This window comes from Chitinophaga sancti (assembly GCF_034424315.1).
GTDB classification, from domain to species: Bacteria; Bacteroidota; Bacteroidia; order Chitinophagales; family Chitinophagaceae; genus Chitinophaga; species Chitinophaga sancti.
Genome location: NZ_CP139972.1, coordinates 6,966,108 through 6,989,941 on the forward strand (window position 1 = coordinate 6,966,108; position 23,834 = coordinate 6,989,941).

At 45.8% G+C, this 23,834-nt stretch carries 23 protein-coding genes; 15 read left to right on the plus strand and 8 right to left on the minus strand.

All coding sequences use genetic code 11. The features are described from left to right. Positions 1 to 61 precede the first annotated feature (61 nt). The 6 genes from xylA (at position 62) to U0033_RS27510 (ending at position 4,447) form a co-directional block, all read left to right on the plus strand. Positions 62 to 1,390, plus strand: a complete 1,329-nt coding sequence (gene xylA, locus U0033_RS27485; RefSeq protein ID WP_072359924.1) for a xylose isomerase — start codon at positions 62 to 64, stop codon at positions 1,388 to 1,390. Positions 1,391 to 1,461: 71 nt separating this feature from the next. Then, positions 1,462 to 2,190 (plus strand): hypothetical protein, encoded by a 729-nt coding sequence (locus tag U0033_RS27490; RefSeq protein WP_143150701.1) that lies wholly within the window; start codon positions 1,462 to 1,464, stop codon positions 2,188 to 2,190. Positions 2,191 to 2,257: 67 nt separating this feature from the next. Further along, positions 2,258 to 3,211: an aldose 1-epimerase gene (locus U0033_RS27495; protein ID WP_072359920.1), complete on the plus strand. Its 954-nt coding sequence runs from the start codon at positions 2,258 to 2,260 to the stop codon at positions 3,209 to 3,211. 69 nt (positions 3,212 to 3,280) lie between these two features. Further along, complete coding sequence (locus tag U0033_RS27500; RefSeq protein ID WP_072359918.1) at positions 3,281 to 3,466, plus strand: CsbD family protein; 186 nt, start codon at positions 3,281 to 3,283, stop codon at positions 3,464 to 3,466. Position 3,467: 1 nt separating this feature from the next. Beyond that, entirely contained in the window at positions 3,468 to 3,617 is a 150-nt protein-coding gene (locus U0033_RS27505; RefSeq protein ID WP_116851712.1) for a lmo0937 family membrane protein, read from the plus strand. 116 nt (positions 3,618 to 3,733) lie between these two features. Further along, positions 3,734 to 4,447, plus strand: a complete 714-nt coding sequence (locus U0033_RS27510) for a carboxypeptidase-like regulatory domain-containing protein (protein WP_072359916.1) — start codon at positions 3,734 to 3,736, stop codon at positions 4,445 to 4,447. 133 nt (positions 4,448 to 4,580) lie between these two features. On the opposite strand, the gene U0033_RS27515 is transcribed toward U0033_RS27510, so the two are convergent. Together U0033_RS27515 and U0033_RS27520 are read right to left on the minus strand one after the other, a co-directional pair. Beyond that, the gene (locus U0033_RS27515) at positions 4,581 to 5,660 is read right to left on the minus strand and encodes a S1C family serine protease (RefSeq protein WP_072359914.1); all 1,080 of its coding nucleotides are present in this window, start codon (positions 5,658 to 5,660) and stop codon (positions 4,581 to 4,583) included. Between the two features lie 36 nt (positions 5,661 to 5,696). After that, entirely contained in the window at positions 5,697 to 6,266 is a 570-nt protein-coding gene (locus U0033_RS27520) for an RNA polymerase sigma factor (RefSeq protein ID WP_072359911.1), read from the minus strand. A 252-nt stretch (positions 6,267 to 6,518) separates the two neighbouring features. Here U0033_RS27520 and U0033_RS27525 point away from each other — a divergent pair, with 252 nt between their 5' ends. The 8 genes from U0033_RS27525 (at position 6,519) to U0033_RS27560 (ending at position 14,890) form a co-directional block, all read left to right on the plus strand. Further along, positions 6,519 to 6,752: a hypothetical protein gene (locus U0033_RS27525; protein WP_072359910.1), complete on the plus strand. Its 234-nt coding sequence runs from the start codon at positions 6,519 to 6,521 to the stop codon at positions 6,750 to 6,752. A gap of 558 nt (positions 6,753 to 7,310) precedes the next feature. Beyond that, positions 7,311 to 8,132: a prephenate dehydratase gene (locus U0033_RS27530; protein ID WP_072359908.1), complete on the plus strand. Its 822-nt coding sequence runs from the start codon at positions 7,311 to 7,313 to the stop codon at positions 8,130 to 8,132. A gap of 22 nt (positions 8,133 to 8,154) precedes the next feature. Further along, positions 8,155 to 9,315: a pyridoxal phosphate-dependent aminotransferase gene (locus U0033_RS27535; protein ID WP_072359906.1), complete on the plus strand. Its 1,161-nt coding sequence runs from the start codon at positions 8,155 to 8,157 to the stop codon at positions 9,313 to 9,315. 12 nt (positions 9,316 to 9,327) lie between these two features. Beyond that, positions 9,328 to 10,170: a prephenate dehydrogenase gene (locus U0033_RS27540; RefSeq protein WP_072359904.1), complete on the plus strand. Its 843-nt coding sequence runs from the start codon at positions 9,328 to 9,330 to the stop codon at positions 10,168 to 10,170. A gap of 110 nt (positions 10,171 to 10,280) precedes the next feature. Then, a complete protein-coding gene (locus tag U0033_RS27545) occupies positions 10,281 to 11,378 on the plus strand; it encodes a chorismate mutase (protein WP_072359902.1) in 1,098 nt (365 codons plus the stop codon). A gap of 39 nt (positions 11,379 to 11,417) precedes the next feature. After that, complete coding sequence (gene aroB / locus U0033_RS27550; protein WP_072359899.1) at positions 11,418 to 12,443, plus strand: 3-dehydroquinate synthase; 1,026 nt, start codon at positions 11,418 to 11,420, stop codon at positions 12,441 to 12,443. Between the two features lie 16 nt (positions 12,444 to 12,459). Then, a complete protein-coding gene (gene aroA / locus U0033_RS27555; protein WP_072359897.1) occupies positions 12,460 to 13,740 on the plus strand; it encodes a 3-phosphoshikimate 1-carboxyvinyltransferase in 1,281 nt (426 codons plus the stop codon). 154 nt (positions 13,741 to 13,894) lie between these two features. Further along, positions 13,895 to 14,890, plus strand: a complete 996-nt coding sequence (locus U0033_RS27560) for a chorismate synthase (RefSeq protein WP_072359895.1) — start codon at positions 13,895 to 13,897, stop codon at positions 14,888 to 14,890. A 54-nt stretch (positions 14,891 to 14,944) separates the two neighbouring features. Here U0033_RS27560 and U0033_RS27565 read toward each other — a convergent pair whose 3' ends face one another. The 5 genes from U0033_RS27565 to gcvP form a co-directional block, all read right to left on the minus strand. After that, a complete protein-coding gene (locus tag U0033_RS27565) occupies positions 14,945 to 15,661 on the minus strand; it encodes an FKBP-type peptidyl-prolyl cis-trans isomerase (protein ID WP_083571485.1) in 717 nt (238 codons plus the stop codon). A 67-nt stretch (positions 15,662 to 15,728) separates the two neighbouring features. After that, entirely contained in the window at positions 15,729 to 17,621 is a 1,893-nt protein-coding gene (locus tag U0033_RS27570) for a CocE/NonD family hydrolase (protein ID WP_072359893.1), read from the minus strand. 5 nt (positions 17,622 to 17,626) lie between these two features. Beyond that, positions 17,627 to 17,980, minus strand: coding sequence for an MmcQ/YjbR family DNA-binding protein (locus U0033_RS27575; RefSeq protein WP_072359891.1), 354 nt, complete (start codon positions 17,978 to 17,980; stop codon positions 17,627 to 17,629). A 131-nt stretch (positions 17,981 to 18,111) separates the two neighbouring features. After that, on the minus strand, positions 18,112 to 18,630 hold the full coding sequence (locus tag U0033_RS27580) for a hypothetical protein (protein ID WP_072359889.1): 519 nt from the start codon (positions 18,628 to 18,630) through the stop codon (positions 18,112 to 18,114). Positions 18,631 to 18,818: 188 nt separating this feature from the next. Then, positions 18,819 to 21,689 carry an aminomethyl-transferring glycine dehydrogenase gene (gene gcvP / locus U0033_RS27585; RefSeq protein WP_072360254.1) on the minus strand — a complete coding sequence of 957 codons (2,871 nt, stop codon included), beginning with the start codon at positions 21,687 to 21,689 and terminating at the stop codon, positions 18,819 to 18,821. Between the two features lie 230 nt (positions 21,690 to 21,919). Between gcvP and U0033_RS27590 the strand changes: the two genes are divergently transcribed. Beyond that, positions 21,920 to 22,411 (plus strand): YkgJ family cysteine cluster protein, encoded by a 492-nt coding sequence (locus U0033_RS27590; RefSeq protein ID WP_072359887.1) that lies wholly within the window; start codon positions 21,920 to 21,922, stop codon positions 22,409 to 22,411. 37 nt (positions 22,412 to 22,448) lie between these two features. Here U0033_RS27590 and U0033_RS27595 read toward each other — a convergent pair whose 3' ends face one another. After that, positions 22,449 to 23,714, minus strand: coding sequence for an MFS transporter (locus U0033_RS27595; RefSeq protein WP_072359885.1), 1,266 nt, complete (start codon positions 23,712 to 23,714; stop codon positions 22,449 to 22,451). Positions 23,715 to 23,834 lie beyond the last annotated feature (120 nt).

The following is a 23,834-nucleotide window of genomic DNA, read 5'->3' on the forward strand; positions in this document are numbered from 1 at the left end:
ATTAAAGAGAAAACACACACACATTTAAATAACACGTTAGGATCAAAAAAAAACACTGACAATGAGCATTACAATCGGAAACAAAGAGTACTTCAAAGGTATTGGCAAAATCGCCTATGAAGGTCCTCAGTCAAACAATCCATTTGCTTACAAATGGTACGATGAGAACAGAAAGATCGGTGGTAAAACCATGAAGGAATTATTCAAGTTCGCAGTGTCTTACTGGCACACCTTCTGCGGAACTGGTGGAGACCCATTCGGTCCGGGCACCAAACAATTCCCATGGCTCACAGCTCCGGATGCTGTACAGAGTGCAAAAGAGAAGATGGATGCAGCGTTTGAATTCATCACCAAACTGGGTCTTCCTTACTACTGCTTCCACGATGTGGACCTGGTAGATGAAGGTGCGAACATCGCAGAATACGAAAGCCGTATGCAGGCAATCGTTGAGTATGCAAAAGAAAAACAAAAAGCCAGTGGCGTAAAACTGCTCTGGGGTACTGCGAATGTATTCAGCAATCCCCGTTATATGAACGGTGCCAGTACCAACCCTGACTTTGCTGCTGTTGCATACGCTGGTACACAGGTAAAGAACTCCCTGGATGCAACTATTGCACTGGGTGGTGAAAATTATGTATTCTGGGGTGGCCGTGAAGGTTATATGACCCTGCTGAATACTGACATGAAACGTGAGCAGGAGCACCTGGCAAAATTCCTGAGTATAGCGCGTGATTACGCACGTAAACAAGGTTTTAAGGGTACCTTCTTCATTGAGCCTAAACCATGTGAGCCTACCAAGCACCAGTACGATTACGATTCTGCAACCGTGATTGGTTTTCTCCGTCATTATGGCCTGGACAAGGATTTCAAACTGAACATCGAAGTGAACCATGCTACACTGGCGGGTCATACCTTCCAGCATGAACTGCAGGTAGCGGTAGATGGTGGTTTCCTGGGTAGCATCGATGCAAACCGTGGAGATACTCAGAATGGCTGGGATACTGACCAGTTCCCAATGAACCTGAATGACCTGATCGAAGCGATGCTGGTAATTTTGCCAGCAGGTGGATTTGCAGGTGGTGGTGTGAACTTCGATGCGAAAGCACGTCGTAACTCTACTGACCTGGAAGATATCTTCCATGCACACATTGGCGGCATCGATTCATTTGCCCGTGCTGCGATCGTGGCAGAAAAGATCCTGGAACAGTCTCCTTACAATCAATTCCGTAAAGACCGTTATGCATCATTTGACAGCGGTAAAGGAAAGGAATTCGAAGATGGAAGACTGAGCCTGGAAGATCTGCGCAGCTTTGCAATCGCTAACGGCGAACCAAAGATGACCAGTGGCAGACAGGAATGGCTGGAGAATATCATCAATCAGTATATCTAGTAAGTAGTTATTTTATACTTTTATAGCTCCTGCCAAACCCGCAGGAGCTATTTTTTTAATAATACCCTACTATGAAAAAGTTAATGTTACCCATTTTTGCATTGTTGTTTTCATTGCAAATGAATGCCCAGGACAGCACTAAAATCCCCATTAAGACAAATGCGAGTTCAGTGAAGTATCTAAGCCTGTATGATGCCTTGACTGTTTTGAATACAGGCAGGGTGGGTATTGGTACGAATGTACCTGCTACATTCCTGGATGTAAGAACATTTTCCGGAAGCAGTATTCGCTGGAGCACATCAGACAACCAGTATATAGGTTTGGTTGGCTACGATTCAGTTGCAAAATCCATTACCCTGAGTGCTGCCGGTTATGGATCTGCTGCTTTAGGATTGAGCACCGCTGGTGTTGAAAGAATGAGGATCGACAATAGTGGCAATGTCGGTATTGGTACCACCAATCCATCTTCCAAACTGGCTGTGAACGGGTTGATCACCGCGCAGAAGATAAAGGTGACGGCTACCGGCTGGGCTGATTTTGTATTTGAACCACAGTACCGGTTACCCTCACTGGCTTCAGTAGAACAGTATATCCAGGAGAATAAACATTTGCCTTCAGTTCCTTCTGCCAAAGAGGTAGCAGCGGATGGCCAGGACCTGGGTGAAATGAATAAGATACTGCTACAGAAAGTGGAAGAACTAACCCTCTACCTGATTGAACAGCAAAAGAAGACCCAGGCACAGGAAGAAGCGATCAGACTTTTGAAAGAAGAAGTTAAATCTTTGAAGGAAAACAAATGAGCTATGCCGGCTGCCGGATGATAAAGCAAAGTTTGTGTAACTTGGTAGTTATACACAATTAAGCGTTATGTTTTCTATTCAATCTATCCACCAGGCAGGTTTTGACATCATCGTTCTCATCGACGGTGATAGCGGCACGCGGGCAGAAATTATTCCGGCACACAGCGCACTGCTGCACGCCTTTAAAATACCGTATGGAGAAGGCTTTCTGAATATCATTGATAGTTATGAGAGCCTGGAAGACTACCAGGTAAATCTTCCTGAATATTATAAAAGTGCAAAGCTAAGCCCTTTTGCCTGTCGTATTCCGGCTGGTACCTACCGGTGGGAGGAGCAGGAATATACGATTGGAAAAACACTTTCCAAATCTGGTAGTGCTATTCATGGTTTGCTCTACGATGTGCCGTTTGAGATAGTAGGCCAGGAGGCGAATGAAAAGGGTGCTGTGCTGACATTGCGCCATACCTATACAGGGAATGATGCGGGTTACCCGTTCCCATATGACTGTGAGGTGAAGTATCACCTGGAACCTGGTCAGCAGCTGCGCATCTCTACTTTTATCCTGAATAATGCGGAAGTGGCCATTCCTGTCATGGATGGCTGGCACCCTTATTTTAGTACCGGTACCCCGGTCGATGAGCTTGAACTGCAGTTTGCTTCGGAACAAATAGTAGAATTTAATGCGCAACTGATACCAACCGGTAATGTGCTGCCTTATGACCGCTTCCTGGAAGCGCGCAGCCTGGCAGGTATTCCGCTGGATAACAGTTTCCTGCTGGATTTTAGCAGGCATAGTGCCCTGGCTACACTGCGGGATCCGCAGAAGCGGGTATTGATCCATTTTTTCCCGGAACCCTGTTATCCGATCTTACAGGTTTATATCCCTGCTCACCGCAACAGTATTGCGATTGAGCACCTTACAGGGGCGCCCAATGCCTTTAATAACGGCATGGGCCTGGTGACCCTGGAACCCGGTGAAGAAAGGGTATTCAGCACAGCCATCACAGCCGTAGCATATTAATAACCAATTCCCCTCTGGCATAGTCTTTGGATTTTGTAAAGCATTGTTTCACCCAAAAAAGTTAATGTTATGGATACTTTACAAATTAAAGGTGCCTGGAACGAGATTAAGGGCAAGATCAAGCAGCAATACGCAGACCTGACAGACGATGATCTGCTGTACGAAGAAGGACAGGAAGACCGTCTGATCGGTAAGATCCAGCAGAAGCTGGGCAAGAGCAGGGAGGAAGTTATTAAAATGCTTAAATCTGTGTAAAATGGGAAGTCTGTTATATATTATTGCAGTAATACTTATTATCGGTTGGTTGTTAGGCTTCTTTGTGTATTCCGCAGGTGGTTTAATTCACATCCTGTTGGTAATAGCCATAATAGCCATTCTATTACAGGTGATAAGAGGGGCCAGTTGAGTTTTCCTGCTTTACTGTGGCTAAATAATCATGCAAAATCCTCCTGGCAACAGGGGGATTTTTTATTTTTTTTAGAAACTTTTTAAGGAACTTGCTGGAATAAACAGAACAGATATATGAAACAATTGCCCTTATTGCTCCTGCTGGTATTTTGCAGTTTATTGGCAGAAAAGAGCCAGGCACAGGTTACGCTGACCGGTACGATCGTAGACAAGGAGAATGGATTGGTATTACCATATGCAAGTATTACCAACAAGACTACGGGGCGAAGAGCCTACTCTGATAAGGGCGGTTTTTATAAGATATCAGCGAAGAAGGGGGATATGGTGGTATTTGGGTTCCTGGGATATAACCCGGATAGCCTGGTTGTGAAAGCTGAGAGTGGAGTAGAGACAAGGGAAGTTCACCTGGTAGTAGAGAGCCGTCAATTGCATGGGGTAGAGGTAAGTACGAAGTTTACGCCTTATCAGCTGGATTCTATTAACAGAAGGGATCAGTTTGGGTACATCCTGGATAATCCTGACAAGCCATTGGCAGGTGGTAGTACACCTGTAGGCGCAGGGATTGTGTTTAGTCCGTTTACCCGGTATTCAAGGAAGGAGAAGCAGAAGCGTGAGTTTAAGAAGATTTATGCGAAGGCAGAGAAAGATAAATACATTGATTCCAGGTTTACGCCACTATTTGTGAGCAGGGTAACTAGTTTGAAAGGAGATAGTCTGAGGTTGTTTATGGGGCAGAATTACCCGGATTATGATACGCTGAGGATGATGCCGACGGAGGATCTGATGTACTGGATCACAGATAAGTATAAGGCCTGGAAGAAGAAGTAGTGATTCAGATTCATAGGTAAGACGGCCGCGGGCTGTTACGAATTTAGATACAAAAGAGTTAAAATAAAGAACGGCCACACTGAATCCAGCGTGGCCGTTTTGGTTGCAGAGGCCAATAGAAAAAATATATTTATCAGTTATAGACTTTCACCATATATACGAAGTCTTCCAACTTTTTGATCTGTTCTACGCGGGTCAGGTTCTCCAAACGATTTTTGTGATTCCATTTACCCATCTTTTCTTTAGGCATTTCTTCCAGCAGGCGTTTCAGCTGTGCTGATTTCACTGCAAAAGCAATTCCATCGGCAGTAGTTTGTTTGCCCGTTACGATACCTACTACATCACCTTTTGCATCCATGAGCGGCGCGCCACTGTTACCCGGATTTACAGGAATGGATACCTGGTAAGCGGCGGAGTCACCGTTGAAACCGGTTTGTGCGCTGATATAACCTTCTCCATAAACGATTTCATCACGGGGATAGCCGAGGGTAAAGACTTTTTCGCCGCGCAGGGCTTTCTGGAACTTTACGGCGTAAGGAATTGGCTGGCTTCTGAAAGTGCTGTCTGTGATCTTTAAGATTGCCAGATCGCTTGAGATGTCTTCGAATACGCTGGTTGCTTTGTACGCTTCACCTTTTGTATTCTGGATATAGATAGAGTCTGCACCTGCTACCACATGGTAGTTAGTCACTACGTAGCCATTGTCAGTAATGGCAAAACCTGTGCCTCCGTAAGTGCCGGGGTTGGCAGGTACTCTCTTTTTGCTATTGATGTCGTTGATGAGGGCGTTTTGAGAGCGCTGAATATTATTAAGCACTCTTCTTACATCTTCGTATTGAGCGGTGGTCTTTTGCCTGTTTGCTTTCTGGATGAGGGCGATGGTGGAAAGCGAAGTAACGAGTGCGATGCAGGCAGCAGCTGCAACGTTTGTCAGCAGCCTTCTGCGGAAGGTGATTACCCTGGCTGGTGCCGGGGCAGCTGCATCCCGCAGCATATCCATATCGATGGAGGCATGGATATGATCCATTTTCTCCTGTAGCGCCAATCTGCGGCCGTAGCTTTCCAGCTGTGCCGTAATATGCCGATGGGCTTTCAACTGCTCATTTACTACCGGGTCGGACTGGCACAACTTTTCGAATGCAGTTTTTTCCTGCATATTCATGTCGCCTTCCAGATAGCGTTCAATGTCACGTATTAAATTAATATCATTCATCGCCTGTAAACCACTTTGTGGGTCCTTTGATGGGCCCTATAATTTATATTTATCAAAAAAGAGTTTCTTCAATCGCATCAGGCACTTGTACTTCTGATTCTTCGCATTTTCCGCGTTGGTGTACCCGAATTTCTCTGCTATATCTGCCATAGAGAGTTTCCTGATATAATAATCTTCCAGGATGGTTTTGCAGGGTTCTCCCATGCTACCCATAGATTGCTCCATGATGCGGAACTGTTCGTCCTTTTTATCATGGTCTTCCATGTGGTTGTCTGCCGGCAGTACTTCTTCCAGTTCTTCCGGCAGGGAGAGCTGCCAGCTGCCTGACTGGAGCTTTTTGAGCCAGAGGTGACGACAGATGGCGTATAAGTAGGTTTTGAGCTTACTGTATAGATCAAATTCACTGGTCTGTGCTTTTTCATACAGTATGATCATGGCCTCCTGGAAAAGATCTTTCGCATCATCCTCAGAACCTTTGTGCTGTAATACCATCCTTAATACGGCCGGAAAGTTTTCCACGTAGATGGTAGACAGTGCTTTATCGTCATTCCGGGTCAGGCCCAGTAATAATTCCCGATCCCTTTCTATGTTCAGATTATGCTTCACTTATTAATACTATTATATCGCTTTGGTAACCCAAAGTAGGGGAAAAAAAATAAGTTTTCAGCCAGAGGGTAGATGCAGGCTGCAATCTTTTTTCATATAAACTTATAAATTATATAATTAAAAACCTTATCCACAGGGCTTTTTGTGAAAAAAAGAGATTTTTTGAAAAATATTTCTGAAAAGCTGGGTTACCTTTCTTTCAACCGGGTATAAAGAAGAAACAATATTTCAAAAAACCTAAAAAATAAAAAAATGAAGAACGCACTGAAAATTGGTTTCTTAGCTCTGGCACTGGGTGTATTTGCAACTGCTTGTGGTGGTAACTCTGGCGAAAACGCTACTGATTCTACTGCTGCTGCAACTACTCAGAACATTGATTCAGTTGCTAACGCTGCTCAGGATTCAATCGCTGCTAAAGCTGATACCGCTAAGGCTGCTGTTGATTCAGTTGCTGCTGCTGCAAAAGATACTGCTGCTAAGCACTAATCTTCCCCTGATTAAGCAAATAATAGCTTTTTATATGCCGCTCTGCAACCGCAGGGCGGTTTTTTTTTAGCTATAGGGGTAGTCAGGCCTTCATTTTTGAATAAATTATTGATTTTTTGCCTCTTTATTGAATAGAATATAATTTTTGACAAAAGTGCTTGGACAATTCAAATCCTGATGTATTTTTGTCGGGCAATTCAAGCAAATTATGATACAGCAAACAACCTTTGGTTACTTTTATGGTTTCTACTTTTTCTGGTACCAGAATTAGGGAGGTCGTTTGTAGTACTTAAACATAAAAAGAAACTAACAAAAAGGCCTCCCGATAAGGGGGGCCTTCTCTTTTTCTAATAACTTGATCTATGTTACGTCGTTTCAGTCTTTACTTCTTTTACTTTTTTTACTTTTTCTTTTACGTCGTAAAGGCCGGGACTCTTTTGTAAAAAATGCACTAAACATATTAAATGCACTTTAAAGGGTCCCGGCTCCACCGGGGCCCTTTTTCATTTTATCTGGTAGTTGTTGTAGCAACTATCAAACACAAACAAACCACATAAGATGCACATCGCAATTCAGGGATTCGAAGGGTGTTTTCACCAAATAGCGGCACAAGGATACTATGGAAAGGATATAACGATCGAATGTTGTGCTTCATTCGCAGAATTGATTAAGAAAGTAAAGACGCAGGTAGCTGATGCTGGCGTGATGGCCATCGAAAACTCGATAGCCGGAAGTATTCTTCCGAACTACACGCTGCTGAAAAACTCTAATCTGCATGTGATAGGGGAGGTATACCTCCATATCAAACAGCACCTGATGGCTTTGCCTGGTACACCGGTGGAAGACATCCGCGAGGTACGCAGTCATCATATGGCACTGTTGCAGTGTACTGACTTCCTGGATAAGTATCCTGCTATGAAGCTGGTAGAGACTGAAGATACTGCCCTGAGTGCAAAGCATGTGGCCACCAAGAAACTGAAAGCGACAGCTGCCATTGCGGGTAAACTGGCCGCTGAAATTTATGGTCTGGAAATTATTGCGCCAAACATCCATACCATTAAGAACAACTATACCCGCTTTTTGGTTATCTCTCCAAATGGTGTGGAACCTGCGGAAGATTCCAACAAAGCATCCGTATACTTCCAGACTTCCCACGAATCCGGAACACTGGCAAAGGTGCTGACACAGGTGGCAAATGCAGGTATTAACCTGAGCAAACTGCAGTCATTCCCAATGCCTACCAAGGAATGGAATTATTATTTCCATGCCGATTTCGAATTCGAAGATCTGGCCACTTTCCAGAAAGGCATCAGCAAAATCACTCCGCTGACAGAACATCTGAAAGTGCTCGGGATCTACAAGAAAGGCAAAACATTATAATCCTATTTTTCAATCATACGATATGAACTTACAGGTAGCAAAAAGGCTGCAACAAACAGAAGAATACTACTTCTCTAAAAAGCTGAGAGAAATAGATGAAATGAACAGGGCTGGTGCCAAAGTGATTAACCTTGGTATTGGTAGTCCTGATCTGCCCCCACATCCTTCTGTGATCGAGGCGCTGACTGAAAATGCTCATCGTCCTGATACGCACGCCTATCAAGGGTACAAAGGAATTCCTGCTTTACGCCAGGCAATGGCCGGCTGGTATCAGCGCTACTACAGCGTAAGCCTGGATCCTGAAAAAGAAGTGCTGCCACTGATCGGTTCCAAAGAAGGGATCATGCATATCTGCATGACCTACCTGCAGGAAGGAGACGAGGCTCTGGTTCCAAATCCGGGTTATCCTACCTACCGCTCTGCCGTGAACCTGAGTGGTGCTACCGTAAGAGACTATGACCTGGAGGAAAAAAACGGATGGTTGCCTGATCTCGACGCGCTGGCTAAAACTGATCTGAGCAAGGTAAAGCTGATGTGGGTGAACTATCCGCACATGCCTACCGGGGCGCGGTTCAATACTGCCTTTGCTGAAAAGCTGATCAGGTTTGCCAACGACCACAACATCCTGATCTGCCACGACAATCCTTACAGCTTTATCCTGAATGCGCAACCACAAAGTTTACTGCAGACACCAGGTGCAAAGGATGTGGTACTGGAACTGAACTCACTTAGCAAATCATCTAACATGGCCGGATGGCGCGTAGGGATGCTGGTGGGCAAACAGGAATGGATTAATGAAGTACTGCGCTTCAAGAGCAATATGGATTCCGGCATGTTCCAGCCATTGCAAATGGCCGCTGTAAAAGCACTGGAATTAGGACCTGAGTGGTATGCTGAACTGAATCAGATCTATACCGGCCGTCGGAAGAAAGTATTTGAACTGCTGGAATTGCTGAACTGTACTTTCGATCGTGACCAGGTAGGTTTGTTCGTATGGGCTAAGATCCCTGCCGGTGCAAAAGACGGATTTACTGTAACAGATGAAATTCTTCAAAAAGCGCAGGTATTTATCACACCAGGTGGTATCTTCGGTAGTAACGGGAATGGATATATAAGAGTGAGCCTTTGTAAAGATGAGAAAGTATTTGACGAAGTGCTGCAAAGGATCAGGGCAATTAAATAAACAGACAAACGTATGATCGTAACGATAGTAGGTACTGGTTTAATCGGTGGATCTCTGGCCATCAGCCTGAGAGCGAAGGGTGTTGCCACCCACATCATCGGTGTGGATCAGAACCAGGACAACCTTAAAAAAGCGCAGGAGCTCGGCATCATCGATGAGGGAGCTAGCCTGGAAGCAGCGATGCAGCGATCCACTGTAGTTATACTGGCGATACCTGTAGATGGTTTGCTGAAGGTGCTGCCTTCAATTCTTGATAACGCGGGTCCACAACAGGTGATCATGGATGTGGGTTCTACAAAAGAAAAGATTCTAGCACTCGTTGCCGGTCATCCCCACAGAGGTCGCTTTGTAGCTGCCCACCCGATGGCCGGCACGGAGTATTCCGGCCCCGAAGCTGCTATACCGAACCTGTTCACCAACAAAACCATGGTGCTGTGCGATGTGAAAAACAGTGAAGAAGATGCTGTGGAAATTGTTGAGGAGATGGTAGACAAATTGCAGATGCGGCTCGTGTATATGAATGCGGAAGAGCATGATCTGCATACTGCCTATGTATCGCACATCTCTCATATCACCTCCTTTGCCCTTGCTCTGACCGTACTGCAAAAGGAAAAGGAGCACGGGCGTATTTTTGAACTGGCAAGCGGTGGTTTCGAATCTACTGTACGTCTGGCTAAGAGCTCGCCTGATATGTGGGTACCGATCTTTAAGCATAACCGTCATAATGTGCTGGATGTACTGGATGAACATATTCACCAGCTGCAACAGATGAAGGACCTGCTGGAAAATGAAGATTATGACGCTTTCTATAAACTGATCCAGAAATCAAACAAGATCAGGAAGATCTTAAAATAAGTAAACAATCGTTCGTGGGCTATAGTCGATGGCTCATAGCAACAAACCAATAATCAAATCAAACACTATGGACTATCGACTATAGTCTGTGGACTAAAAAAACTACAACGATGGTATTAGCAGACATCCTCTCCAACACTAAATTCTCCGATCCGGGCTCAGATAAGAAGCCGTTGATCATCTCCGGCCCTTGCAGTGCAGAAACTGAAGAGCAGGTACTTGAAACCGCACAGCGCCTGGCTAAGACAGGTAAAGTAGATGTACTGCGTGCAGGTATCTGGAAACCACGTACCCGTCCGGGATCTTTCGAAGGTATCGGTGTACAGGGTCTGCCATGGCTGCAGAAAGCGAAAGCCCTGACTGGTTTACCAGTAGCAGTGGAAGTAGCTACCAGACAGCAGGTAGAGGAAGCGCTGGCACATGATGTAGACATCCTGTGGATTGGTGCCCGTACTACTGTAAACCCATTCTCTGTACAGGAAGTAGCGGATGCGCTGAAGGGTGTGGATACAACTGTATTGATCAAGAACCCGATCAACCCTGACCTGGAACTGTGGGTAGGTGCGGTAGAACGTGTTCGTAACTCAGGTATTACCAAGATCGGTCTGATCCACCGTGGTTTCTCCAGCTATGGTAATACTGAATACCGTAATGCGCCGATGTGGCACCTGCCAATCGAAATGAAGCGTCGTATGCCTGAACTGCCTATCGTTTGTGATCCAAGCCACATTGGCGGTCGTCGTGATATTCTGCAGGAAATTGGTCAGGAAGCGATCGATTTGGATTACGATGGTCTGATGCTGGAATCTCACATTGATCCGGACAAAGCATGGAGCGATGCAAAACAGCAGGTAACTCCTGAAAGACTGGCAGAAATTTTGGATGGTATCAAGTGGCGCCATGAACGTACTGATGTAAAAGAATTCAACTCTGCACTGGATAAACTGCGTGGCCAGATCAACCAGATCGATGATGAAATCCTGCTGCTGCTGGGTAACCGTATGAAGATTGCTGAGAAGATTGGTCTTTACAAGAAAGAAAACAACGTTACCATCCTGCAGACCAACCGCTGGAATGAGATCCTGGAGCGTGGTATCGCTAAAGGTGATAAACTGGGTCTGACCAAAGATTTCATCCTGAAATACTTTGATGCAGTTCACCTGGAGTCTATCAACAGGCAGAACAGAGTAATGAACGAAGGAAAATAAGTGGCGTCCTGAGTATTCAGGCACAACCATAAATTATATATGAGAACATTATCTTACCAGTTCCAGCATAGTGCTACCAAATATTACCTGGGAGAAAGCCTCTACCAGCTGGGCAATTACGCCGATCCATCCCGTACTGTACTGGTAGTGGATGAGAATGTGGATAAACACCACGGAATGAAATTGCAGGGTTGGAGAAAGCTGGTGATTCCGGATGGAGAAGAGCATAAAAGTGAGGAAGTACTCGAACAGATCATTGATGGACTCATTGAGCTGGAAGCTGACCGCAAGACTATGCTCGTTGGTATAGGCGGTGGCATGACCACAGATTTAACTGGTTATGCCGCCAGCATATACATGCGCGGGATGCCGGTAGGTTTTGTGCCTACCACATTGCTCGCACAGGTAGATGCATCTATTGGTGGCAAGAATGGGATCAATCATGGTAAACATAAGAACATGCTGGGCACAACCCGTCAACCTCAGTTTATCCTGTTTGACTACACATTGCCACTGACCATGCCTGACGAAGAATGGCATAATGGTTTTGCTGAGATCATTAAGTATGCCTGCATCCTGGATGCAGGTTTGTTCACTTACCTGGAAGAAAACCGGGATAAGGCCATGCAGAAGGATACTGCTGTTCTGGAATACCTGGTAGAACGCTCTGTAGAGCTGAAAACCAAGGTAGTACTGGAAGATGAATTTGAGCAGGCATCGCGCCGCTGGCTTAATTTCGGGCACACCCTTGGGCATGCAGTAGAAAAAATTGAGAACATTGCCCACGGTAAAGCTGTAGCTATCGGGATGGTGGCGGCTGCCAAGATCTCTGAGAAGCTCTCTACTTTGCCTGTGGAACAAACCAACCGGTTGATCAGGCTGATCAATGATTACCAGTTGCCGGTAACCCTTACTTCTAACAAGGAAGAGATGTACGACATCTTCAAACTGGATAAGAAGCGGGAAAAGGATGCGATCAATTTTGTGCTGCTGGAACAATTAGGTAGCGCGCATACAAAGGCTGTACCGCTGGCAGAGCTGAAGCAACTGCTGGAGGAGCTATAAACAACCAAACACACACATGCAAGTAACAATATTACCCGGCAGCATTAATGGCACCGTAACCGCCAATCCTTCCAAAAGCGCTATGCAAAGGGCAGTAGCCGCAGCGTTGCTGAGCAATGGTAAAAGCATTATCCGGAATCCGGGTTTGAGCAATGACTGTCTCGCAGCACTGGATGTAGCCAGCAAACTGGGTGCTACTATCAACCGCCAGCAAGATTATATAGAGATTACCAGCAATGGTATTCACCCTGTTGGGAATGAAATCAATTGTGGAGAATCCGGTTTAGGGATCCGCATGTTTACCCCGATCGCTTCACTGTCTGCACACCCTATCACCATCAATGGTCATGGTAGTCTGACCACCCGTCCGATGAACTTCTTCGAAGAAGTTTTACCACAGGTGGGTGTTAAGATCAGCACCCTTGATGGTAAGCTGCCTTTGCATATTCAGGGCCCGTTACAGGCGAAGCATATTACGATCGATGGCTCACTCAGCTCACAGTTCTTAACAGGCTTATTGATGGCCTTTGGTGCTGTTGCAGCGGATGTAACCATCACCGTGAAGGACCTGAAAAGCAAACCATATATCGCACTTACCCTCCAGCTCATGGAGCAGTTTGGTGTAAAAGTGAGCGAGGAAAACTTTGAACGTTTTTCATTTGGAAAGAGACAGGCATACAAAGCCGGGGAATATACTGTAGAAGGAGATTGGAGCGGTGCTGCATTCCTGCTGGTAGCTGCTGCGGTAGCTGGTAAAGCGGAAGTACACCACCTCAATACACAATCTGCGCAATCTGATAAAGCGATCCTGGAAGCACTGGAAAAAGCAGGCGCCGGGCTGATGCCAGGGGTATTTACCGTGAATGTGGAAAAACAGCAGTTGAAAGCGTTTGATTTCGACGCGACGGATTGCCCTGATCTGTTCCCGCCACTCGTAGCTTTGGCAGCTAACTGCGAAGGCACTACGAAAATTCTGGGTGTGAGCAGACTGGCACACAAGGAAAGTGACCGTGGTAAAACCTTACAGGAAGAATTTGGTAAACTGGGGATCCGCATTGAACTGCATGGCGATGAAATGCTGGTGCATGGTGGTACAGGCATCAAAGGTGGTACTGTAAGTTCTCACAACGATCACAGGATTGCGATGGCATGTGCAGTAGCTGCGCTGACAGCGGGTGGTCCGGTAGTGATTGAAGATGCGGAAGCGATTAACAAATCTTATCCTGAATTTTACGAACATTTGCAGAAGTTAGGCGGTGTAGTAAAACAGGAAGGAGCCACCAGTCAGGTACATTAATACGACATTGAATAAAACGGTAGTGTTTTAGTTTGCTTTATATCGGAAATAATACGGCGAATAAGCTTCGCTTATATGCCTGGAGATGAAAGGTTTTATACCAGCACCGGAAAATTAATTCAAACTGGAACACCACCAATAAATCAGCATACTAATGAACAGTTTCGGTAGATTATTCCGGGTGAATGTTTTCGGCGAGTCGCATGGCGCTAGTGTAGGCGTGAATATTGACGGTGTACCGGCAGGTATTCCGCTGAAGCAGGAAGATTTTCTGCCAGACCTGGACAGGCGCAAGGCAGGCGCCAAAGGCACCACACCGCGTAAGGAAGATGATCTGCCTTACATTAAATCCGGCGTTTTCAATGACCATACTACTGGTGCGCCGATTACGATTTTGTTTGAAAATAACAATACACGCAGTACTGATTATGAGAAGCTGCGCGAGTTTCCACGCCCCGGCCATGCGGATTTTGTAGCTACCCATAAGTATGGTGGCTTTGAAGATTATCGTGGTGGTGGTCACTTTAGCGGCAGGCTTACACTGAACCTGGTAGCGGCTGGCGTGATTGCCAAGAAGATATTGGGTGACAGCATTACTGTAACAGCAACCCTGAAAGAAGTAGCGGGATTACCTGATGCTGAGCAGGGGCTGGAAGCAGCCATTGCTGCGAAAGACTCTGTAGGTGGGATTGTGGAATGCGTGGTAGAAGGGCTGCCAATTGGATTGGGAGAGCCTTTCTTTGATTCAGTGGAATCTACTATTGCACATGCGGTGTTTGCGATTCCTGCAATTAAAGGCATTGAATTCGGTGCAGGTTTTGCAGCGGCAAAGATGAAAGGGATAGAACACAATGATGCGATACTGGATGCCAGTGGAAAGACAGCTACGAATCATGCAGGTGGTGTAGTAGGGGGGATTACGAACGGGAATCCATTAGTATTCCGTGTTGCGGTGAAGCCTACTTCAAGCACACCTAAGGAGCAGCATACATTGAATATTAAGAGTGGACAGGTGGAGGCGTTTAGTGTGAAGGGAAGACATGATCTGTGTATTGCGCTGAGGGTACCCGTGGTGTTGGAGGCAGTGGCAGCGATGGCGCTGGCGGATCTGATGATGATAGAGCAAAGGAGCCCGAGAATCTGGAAATAAGTTTAAGTTTTAATAAAAAAGCCTTCTTAATTAAGAAGGCTTTTTTATTAAAACTTATTTCTCGATGCCTAACAATTCAACATCAAAAATCAGTGCACTATTCGGTCCGATCTTCGGTCCTGCCTGACGCTCGCCATAAGCCAGTTCAGAAGGTATAAATAACCTCCATTTTGAACCCACCGGCATCAGCTGCAGCGCTTCTGTCCAGCCTTTGATCACTCCACCCACAGGGAAGGAGATGGGCTGACCTCTTTCTACAGAACTATCAAACACAGTACCGTCAATCAATGTACCATGATAATGTGTCTTTACCTTATCTGCAGCGGTAGGTTTTGGACCATCACCTTCTTTCAGAATCTGGTATTGTAAACCGCTAGGCAGTGCAACCACCCCTGGTTTAGTCTTATTCTCTGCCAGGAATTTTTCACCTGCTTCTTTGTTCTTTTGCATCTTTTCCGCTTTTATCTGTTGAAGATAATTACTGATACTCATATTTGCTGTTTCTTTTGCTAGTAAGGTCGTATCCTTCAGTGCATCTTCGATAGCATGTTTGAGTACGTTCAGGTTCAGGCTGTCTAATCCCTGGGTCTTCAGAGTATTTCCGATATCCTGACCGAGGCCGTAGCTTACAGTATCGATTTTGGTCTGCAATAAAGGTGCTGCAGGAACAACAGTTTGCTCCTTGTCTTTGTTCTTTTTAGATTTTTTTTGCGCAAATCCATTCAGGGAAATGACGCCTAGTGCTCCCAGTAGAAGGGCTTTTCTAATCATAAAATAGTAGTTATCAATATTAATGGACTTACAAAATTTACATATTTGAACGCCCGCAAGTTATATTTTATTTCAACACCGGCAATTCTATCACGGAAGGATGACCTGCATCATGATAAATGCGGATGGTCGCCTTCTTGAAATCCTTGTCTGTAGCGTGGTAGATATCTGTAAACACCTGTGGATTACGATCTGCCAGCGGGAACCAGCTGCTTTGTACCTGTACCATGATCTTATGTCCTTTCTTAAATGTATGTGCTACATCTGGCAGGGTGAAGTCTACCTTAGCCGGTGCATCTGGTGTGAATGGAACTGGTTTTTCAAAGCTTTCCCTGTATTTACCTCTCATGATTTCACCTCTTACCATCATTTCGTAACCACCCATCGGGTAAGTGGAAGAAGGTACCCGGTAGTGTTCGCTCTGTGCCTTGCTTTCATATTTAAAATCATAAGGGAACACATCGATCAGTTTTACGATAAAATCAGCATCTGTTCCGCTGGTGCTGACTACCAGTTTGGCTGTCAGCGGCCCTGCGAGTGTAATATCTTCGTTCAGTATGGCTGTTGAGAAGGTGGCTACATCCGGACGGCGTTCCGCAAAACGCTGATCATCGGTCATATAGTTGATGGTGCGATAGAAATGTACATCCTGTGTATACGGAACTGGTTTTGCAGGATCGCTGACATATTCTGAAAAGCTGTCAGCACCCAGTGGTTTGGAGAAATCCAGTTTGCCATCGGCCTGCAGGTAGATGGATTGTTCCTGTACATTGGCAGGAGGCCATTGCTGGAATTTGCGCCATTGATTTTCCCCGGTAAAGAATACGGTTGCTTCTGCAATATCAGCTGCTGTTCCCTTTCCTTTGAGATAGTAGTTGAAGAAAGGTACTTCGATATTTTCCTGATAGTATTCTGAGGTGTTGCTACCGAAATGAACATTTCCTAAATGAGTGCCGTCGGTGCTGCTCCACTGGCCATGATACCATGGACCCATTACGATACGGTTGCTGGCACCAGGGCTCAGTTTTTCAATGGCTTTGTAGGTGTTCCATGCGCCGAAGCAATCTTCTGCATCGAATACACCTCCTACTTCCAGCATCGCTGGCTGAACGCTTTTCAGGTATTGTCTTACATCTCTTGCTTTCCACCATGCATCGTAGTCACCATGATTCATCAGGTCATTCCAGAAGGCGATACTGTCACCCATTAATCCGGAGAAATTGGTTAGTGGCCCTGTTTTAAGATAGAACTCATAGTTATCTTCAGTGGTAAAGAAATTGAAACCAGCAGGTCCTGCGGTGGTGGGTTTAGGTCTTGGCTGACCAAAGCTTGAATAAAAAGAAAATGCATCAGCGAGGAAGAATGCACCATTGTGGTGGAAATCATCACCATGATACCAGTCAGTTACCGGTGCCTGAGGGCTTACTGCTTTCAGTGCGGGATGACTACTTAAAGCAGCCATGGTGCTATAGAAACCAGGGTAAGAGGTGCCGAATACGCCGACCTTACCATTGTTGTTAGCAATGTTTTTCACCAGCCAGTCGATCGTGTCATAAGTGTCACTTGCTTCGTCGATCTCGTTTTTGCCCTTTTTTGCTGGATTATAAGGGCGTATGTCCATAAAGGTACCTTCGCTCATCCAGCGTCCACGTACGTCCTGGATGACCATTATATAGCCTTCGTGGAGGTATGTATTGGTATACCTGGCGTAGTAAGGTCTGAATTCCTTTTCACCGTATGGTGAACAGGAGTAGGGGGTACGTGTCATCAGAAAAGGGTGTTTTTCTGCATTGTCTTTGGGTATATAAATGGCTGTAAACAGTTTTGCGCCATCCCGCATGGGGATATATACTTCTTTTTTGGTGTAGTGTTCGTACATCCAGAGTGAATCTGCATTTATGGCTTTCACCTTTGTGCCAAAGGCGATGACAGCCATAAATAGCCATAAGATCCGTTTCATAAGCATTATTTGTTTTTCAGTAGTTCTTTTGTTTTCTTAGGCAGTGAATCTGCTACCAGGTCATATGAATCCCGGATCCACTGATAGATCAGTTTATCGGAAATACCTGCATGAACATCGACTGTATTCCAGTGTTTTTTGTTCATGTGGTAACCCGGCGAGACGCCGTCATAGCGTTCTCTCAGCTCAACTGCAATTTCCGGATCGCATTTGAGGTTAATGCTTTCGAAGCTATCAAGGCTGGTGAGGGTAAACATTTTTCCCATTACCTTGTACACAAGTGTCTCTTCACCAAAGGGAAACTCTTCGGTTACACCCGGCAGGGCGAGGCAAAAATCGCGAAACTGTTCAATATTCATAAGGCATTGAATCTAAGTGCGTCCAAAGGTATAAAAAAACCGGGGCAGACAGTATACCTGTTGCCCCGGTTATATAGTGTAAAAATGAATAGCTACATGCAGTTGATATGGTTGGTGTTTTAGGGAACGGATCAGGCTTTGCTGATGTTGAGAATGATGCGGGAATAACGGCCGTATACTATTTCGACTTCCTGTCCTGACTTATAATCGTCGAGCCGGCCGCGCATCCAGTAGAAGAGGCGTTTTCTCTTTCTTACTCCTTCCTGTTTTACGATAAAGCTGGTCTGCATATCATTGTTTCCCTGATATACATGTTCCAGTGGTACTTTGATCTGTCCTTTCTGGAGAAGGGTCAGGTCTTTTTTGATAGTAAAGTACCGCACGTCAGTCACCTTAATCAGCGCGAAGACAAGTACGAGAACGAAGGAAAGTAACCATACCCAGAACCATGTATTTCTGTAACTGAACATGGTGGCATCGATTTCTTCTTCGGAATACCTTCTTTTAAGAAAGAATTGAGGTACATAGGCTGCGATGAGCACGAGAGAAAGGCCGATCAAAATGAACTTAAGGATTTGCCTCTTGTTCTTTTTCAACGCATCCTGAAGGAGAAAGATCTCCTCGATGGTCATAAAAGAGTAGTCCTGCATAGATAAGGGTTTTTCGTATTTCTAATATATGTAAATTTTTTCTAAATATAAGTAAGTCTTAATACGGCAGAAAAGCACTTTTAGTATGCGTGTGAATAAAAAAATATAGGTTTTCAGGGGGCTATAAATAAAGAAACGGCTAAAAGCATTCGCTTTTAGCCGTTTGCGTATACGCTAATTTTTTTCTCTTAAGCTTCTGCTTCTGCGTAAGCACTTACGGGCTCGCAGGTACAGATCAGGTTTCTGTCGCCATGTGTATTGTTTACACGGCTTACAGAAGGCCAGAACTTATTGAGTTTCACATATTCCAGCGGATAAGCTGCCTGTTGGCGGCCGTAAGGACGGTTCCATTCATCGGTAGTGATAATGAACTGGGTATGAGGCGCATGCTTCAATATGTTGTTCGCTTTATCAGCTTTTCCAGTTTCAACAGCACTGATTTCTGCACGGATGGCCAGCAGTGCATCGCAGAAGCGGTCCAGTTCTGCTTTATCCTCACTTTCGGTAGGTTCGATCATGATCGTACCTGGTACAGGGAAGCTCAGGGTTGGTGCGTGGAAACCGTAGTCCATCAGGCGTTTTGCCACATCTTCTGCTTCCACACCTGCAGTTGCTTTGAATGGACGGAGGTCTACAATGAACTCGTGTGCACAGGTGCCGTTGCTGCCACTATAAAGGATTTCGTATGATTTTTCCAGGCGTGCTTTCATGTAGTTAGCGTTGAGGATCGCATTTTCAGATGCTTTCTTCAGGCCTTCTGCACCCAGCAGGCGAATGTACGCGTAAGAGATGAGCAGGATACTGGCAGAGCCATAAGGAGCTGCAGATACTGCATTTGCAACTTTACCATCATTCAGGCTTACGTGACCAGGCAGGTAAGGTGCGAGGTGTTTAGCCACGCAGATCGGACCCATACCAGGACCACCACCACCGTGAGGGATTGCAAATGTCTTGTGCAGGTTCAGGTGGCAAACGTCAGCGCCGATGAGACCCGGAGCGGTTAAACCTACCTGGGCGTTCATGTTGGCACCATCCATATATACCTGACCACCAAATTCATGTACGGTAGCGCAGATGTCTTTTACGCTTTCTTCATAGATACCGTAGGTAGAAGGGTAGGTGATCATGATACCGGCCAGCTTGTCTGCATACTGTGCAGCTTTAGCTTTCAGGTCAGTTACATCAATATACCCGTTTTCCAGTGCTTTTACTACTACCACTTTAAAACCAGCCATTACTGCGGATGCAGGGTTGGTACCATGAGCGGAGATAGGGATCAGCATTACATTGCGGTGACCTTCGTTCCTGCTTGCAAAATATTTGCGGATCACGAGCAGACCAGTGTATTCACCCTGTGCACCACTGTTTGGCTGCAGGCTGCAGGCATCAAAAGCGGTGATTTTGCAGAGGTATTCGCCCAGTTCATCTACAATCTGCTGGTAGCCACCGGTCTGCGCTTTAGGCGCAAATGGGTGCATCCTGCTCCAATGAGACCAGCTCAGCGGAATCATCTCTGTAGCAGCGTTCAGCTTCATGGTACAGCTACCCAGAGAGATCATGGATGTATTGAGAGAAAGGTCTTTATTTTCCAGCATCTTGATATAACGCATCATCTGAGACTCGCTGTGATGACTGTTAAATACAGGATGTGTAAGGTATTCAGAGGTACGTACCAGTTCTGTAGGAACAGCTGTGGTATTGAGACTGTTGCTGTCTGCAGGAAGTTTGCCTGCATCGAAGATGGAGAGGATATCGTTCACATCCTGGATGGTAGTGGTTTCATCGAGAGAGATGATCACCTTCTCTGTTCCCGGATAGTAGAAGTTGATACCTGCGCCTTCTGCTTTTGCCTTGATATCAGCTACTGTTTTTACAGTTATTTCGATGGTATCGAAATAGCTGTCAGCAGCGAGGGCATATCCTTTTGCTTTCAGGGCCTTGCCCAGCGCATTGGAGAGGATAGCTACACGGGTGGCGATATTTTTCAGACCGGCAGGACCGTGGTATACTGCGTACATAGCTGCCATATTAGCGAGCAATGCCTGAGCTGTACAGATATTGGAAGTTGCTTTTTCACGTTTGATGTGCTGTTCGCGGGTTTGCAGCGCCATACGCAGTGCGCGGTTGCCCTGTGCATCTACGCTTACACCGATGATACGGCCTGGGATGGCGCGTTTGAAATCATCTTTTACTGCAAAGAAAGCAGCGTGCGGACCACCAAAACCTAATGGTACACCAAAGCGTTGTGCAGAACCCAGTGCTGCATCAGCACCCAGTTCACCGGGGGAGGTGAGGATGGTGAGAGCCAGCAGGTCGGTAGCCATGGCTACGTAAGCGCCGGCTGCGTGTACTTGTTGAATGAAGTGCTGATAGTCTTCTACAGCACCTAGGCTGTTAGGATACTGTACCAATGCCCCAAAATAGGTTTCATCGATCGCAGCAGTTTTATAGTCGCCGCTTACTACTTCGATGTTTAGCGGAGTAGCACGGGTGAGGATCACATCTTTGGTTTGTGGGAACACATTTGCGTCCACAAAGAATTTAGGACGGGTCAGGTTGTCGTGGTCTTTGTTCAGTGCGCTGAAGAACATGCTCATGGCTTCGGCAGCAGCTGTCGCCTCATCCAGCAGGGATGCGTTGGCGATTGGGAGACCAGTCAGGTCGCTGACCATTGTCTGGTAGTTCAGTAAACTTTCCAGACGGCCCTGGGAAATCTCGGCCTGGTAGGGAGTATACTGGGTATACCATCCTGGATTCTCGAAGATGTTGCGCAGGATCACACTTGGTGTGATGGTATCGTAATATCCCTGACCGATGTAGTTACGGAATACTTCGTTCCTGAGTGATACTTCTTTGAGATGACGGAGATAATCACTTTCACTCATTGCCGCGGGCACTGCCAGCGGGTGATTCATGCGGATTGCACCTGGTACTGTCTTGCTGATTAATGTTTCCAGCGAAGATACCCCGATGGTCTCCAGCATGTGGTTGGTCTCTGTTTCGTTAGGTCCAATGTGCCGACCTACAAACTCATTTTGTTGTATATCAAAAAGATTCATGATGTGAAAGCAGGTATGATAATAAGAATGTGCAAAGGTATTTTGTTTTTTAGCAATGGCCAAACCTGCCAAGGGCTTGTGGAAATTGTGGTGATAATTGTGCCCTGAATATTTCGGGGAATTGTCACATGATTGTCGTATAAAGGCGGAAATGCATTGAATTTTCAAAATAGCTTACTGTGAATTCGATCTTTGGGGGATAAAGACGGAGAATATTACCTTTGCAGCAAATGGATGCATCACTAAATAACTGGAAGCAGCGGGCGACTGAGCAGCAAAAAGCCAATAAGCAGTTTCTGCAGAAGCTACAGACCAAGAAGGGGAGGGGTGTGGATAAACTACTACCGGATCTGCATGAGGAGGCTTTCAGTCATATTGATTGCCTGCAATGTGCAGGGTGTTGTAAATCGATCAGCCCGCGGTTTAAAACGCCGGACCTCAAGCGTATTTCAAAATACCTGGGTATGCGGGAATCGGTATTTATTGAAACCTACCTGCGGCTGGACGAAGATGGGGATTATGTAGTGAAAAGCAGCCCCTGCCCGTTTTTAGGAGCTGACAACTATTGCAGCATTTACGATGTAAGGCCGGGTGATTGTGAAAATTATCCATATACCGATAGCATTGAGTTTGTGAAACGACCGAATACCACTTATTTGAACAGTACTATTTGCCCTGCGGTGTTCTATGTGTTAGAGAAGCTGCGGGATATTGTAAAATAAAAAGAAACGGCCATCTCCGCGAGATGGCCGTTTCTTTTTATGCTTTCAGGTCCAGCTTTCGCATGGCCGGCGAAATAATATAAGTTGTAATCACAACCCCCAGTGTTATACATCCACCAAACACAACTGATGGCACCAGCCCCATCATCCTGGCCATAAACCCACTTTCAAAAGCTCCCAGCTCATTAGAAGAACCGACAAACATAGAGCTGACAGCAGCTACGCGGCCTCTCATTTCATCTGGTGTTTTCAATTGCAGGATGGTCTGACGAATGATCACGCTGATGGCATCCAGGGTTCCACTCAGCAGCAATGCAAGGAAGGAAAGATAGAAGTTCTTCGACAAACCGAAGATGATGATACAGATTCCAAAACCGAATACCGCTGCCAGCAGCTTGATACCCGGCTTATGTACCAGTGGCTTGTAAGCGAGGATGAACATGGTAATCAGCGAACCCACTGCCACTGCCGAACGGAGTAAACCAAATTCCAGCGCACCTGCATGCAGTACATTGGTTGCAAATACCGGCAGCATGGCTACCGCGCCACCAAACAGTACTGCAAACATATCCAGTGCCATGGCATTCAATACCACTTTGGTATTCCATACGAAGCGCATCCCTTTAGTCAATCCTTCAAGGAAGCTTTCTCCTTTAGCCGCATAATGTACCGGCTTGGGTTTAATCATGATCAGACTGAACAGGGGCAGCAAAAAGATGGCAACTACCAGCATCATAGACCAATGTACACCTATTGCGTATACCAGCAAGCCACCTAGTGCAGGGCCGGCCATACTGCCTATTTGCCAGGCGCTGCTGGCCCAGGTAGATGCATTGGCGTATAATGGACGCGGTACGATCAGTGCCTGTAATGAGAAGTTGGCCGGGCTGACAAAGGCACGGATAATACCTCCGCAGAAAACCAGTCCGTAGATGGCCATCAGGATATGGTGCGTATCGTAACCTTCCACTGCTTTATCCCAGGTGAGAAAGAACAAGCCGGAACCTATAATGACATAAGCAATCACGCACTTGAGCAGGATGCCTCTTTTCTCTCTTTTATCAACAATGTGCCCTGCAAATGGAGCCAGTAGCACTGCCGGGATGACCTCGGCAAGGCCGATGAGACCCAGGGCAAAAGGATCATGGTTGGACAGGAGGTTTACTTTCCACTCTATGACAATAAACTGCATTGTAAGAGCAAAGACAAGCGCAAATCGAATAATGAGATAGTAGTTAAATTCAGGAAGACGAAGCGAAGCGTAAGGGTCGTTCTTACTGTTTGTGTTAGCCGGATTATCCACGTAATCAGTTTTTAAACCACCGCAAAAATATATAATTTGAATAAATGCCTGGATTTAAAACTGATAAACGGTATCGTTAAATTCAATCAGGAACCTTAATTTTATAAGACATTGGTCTGG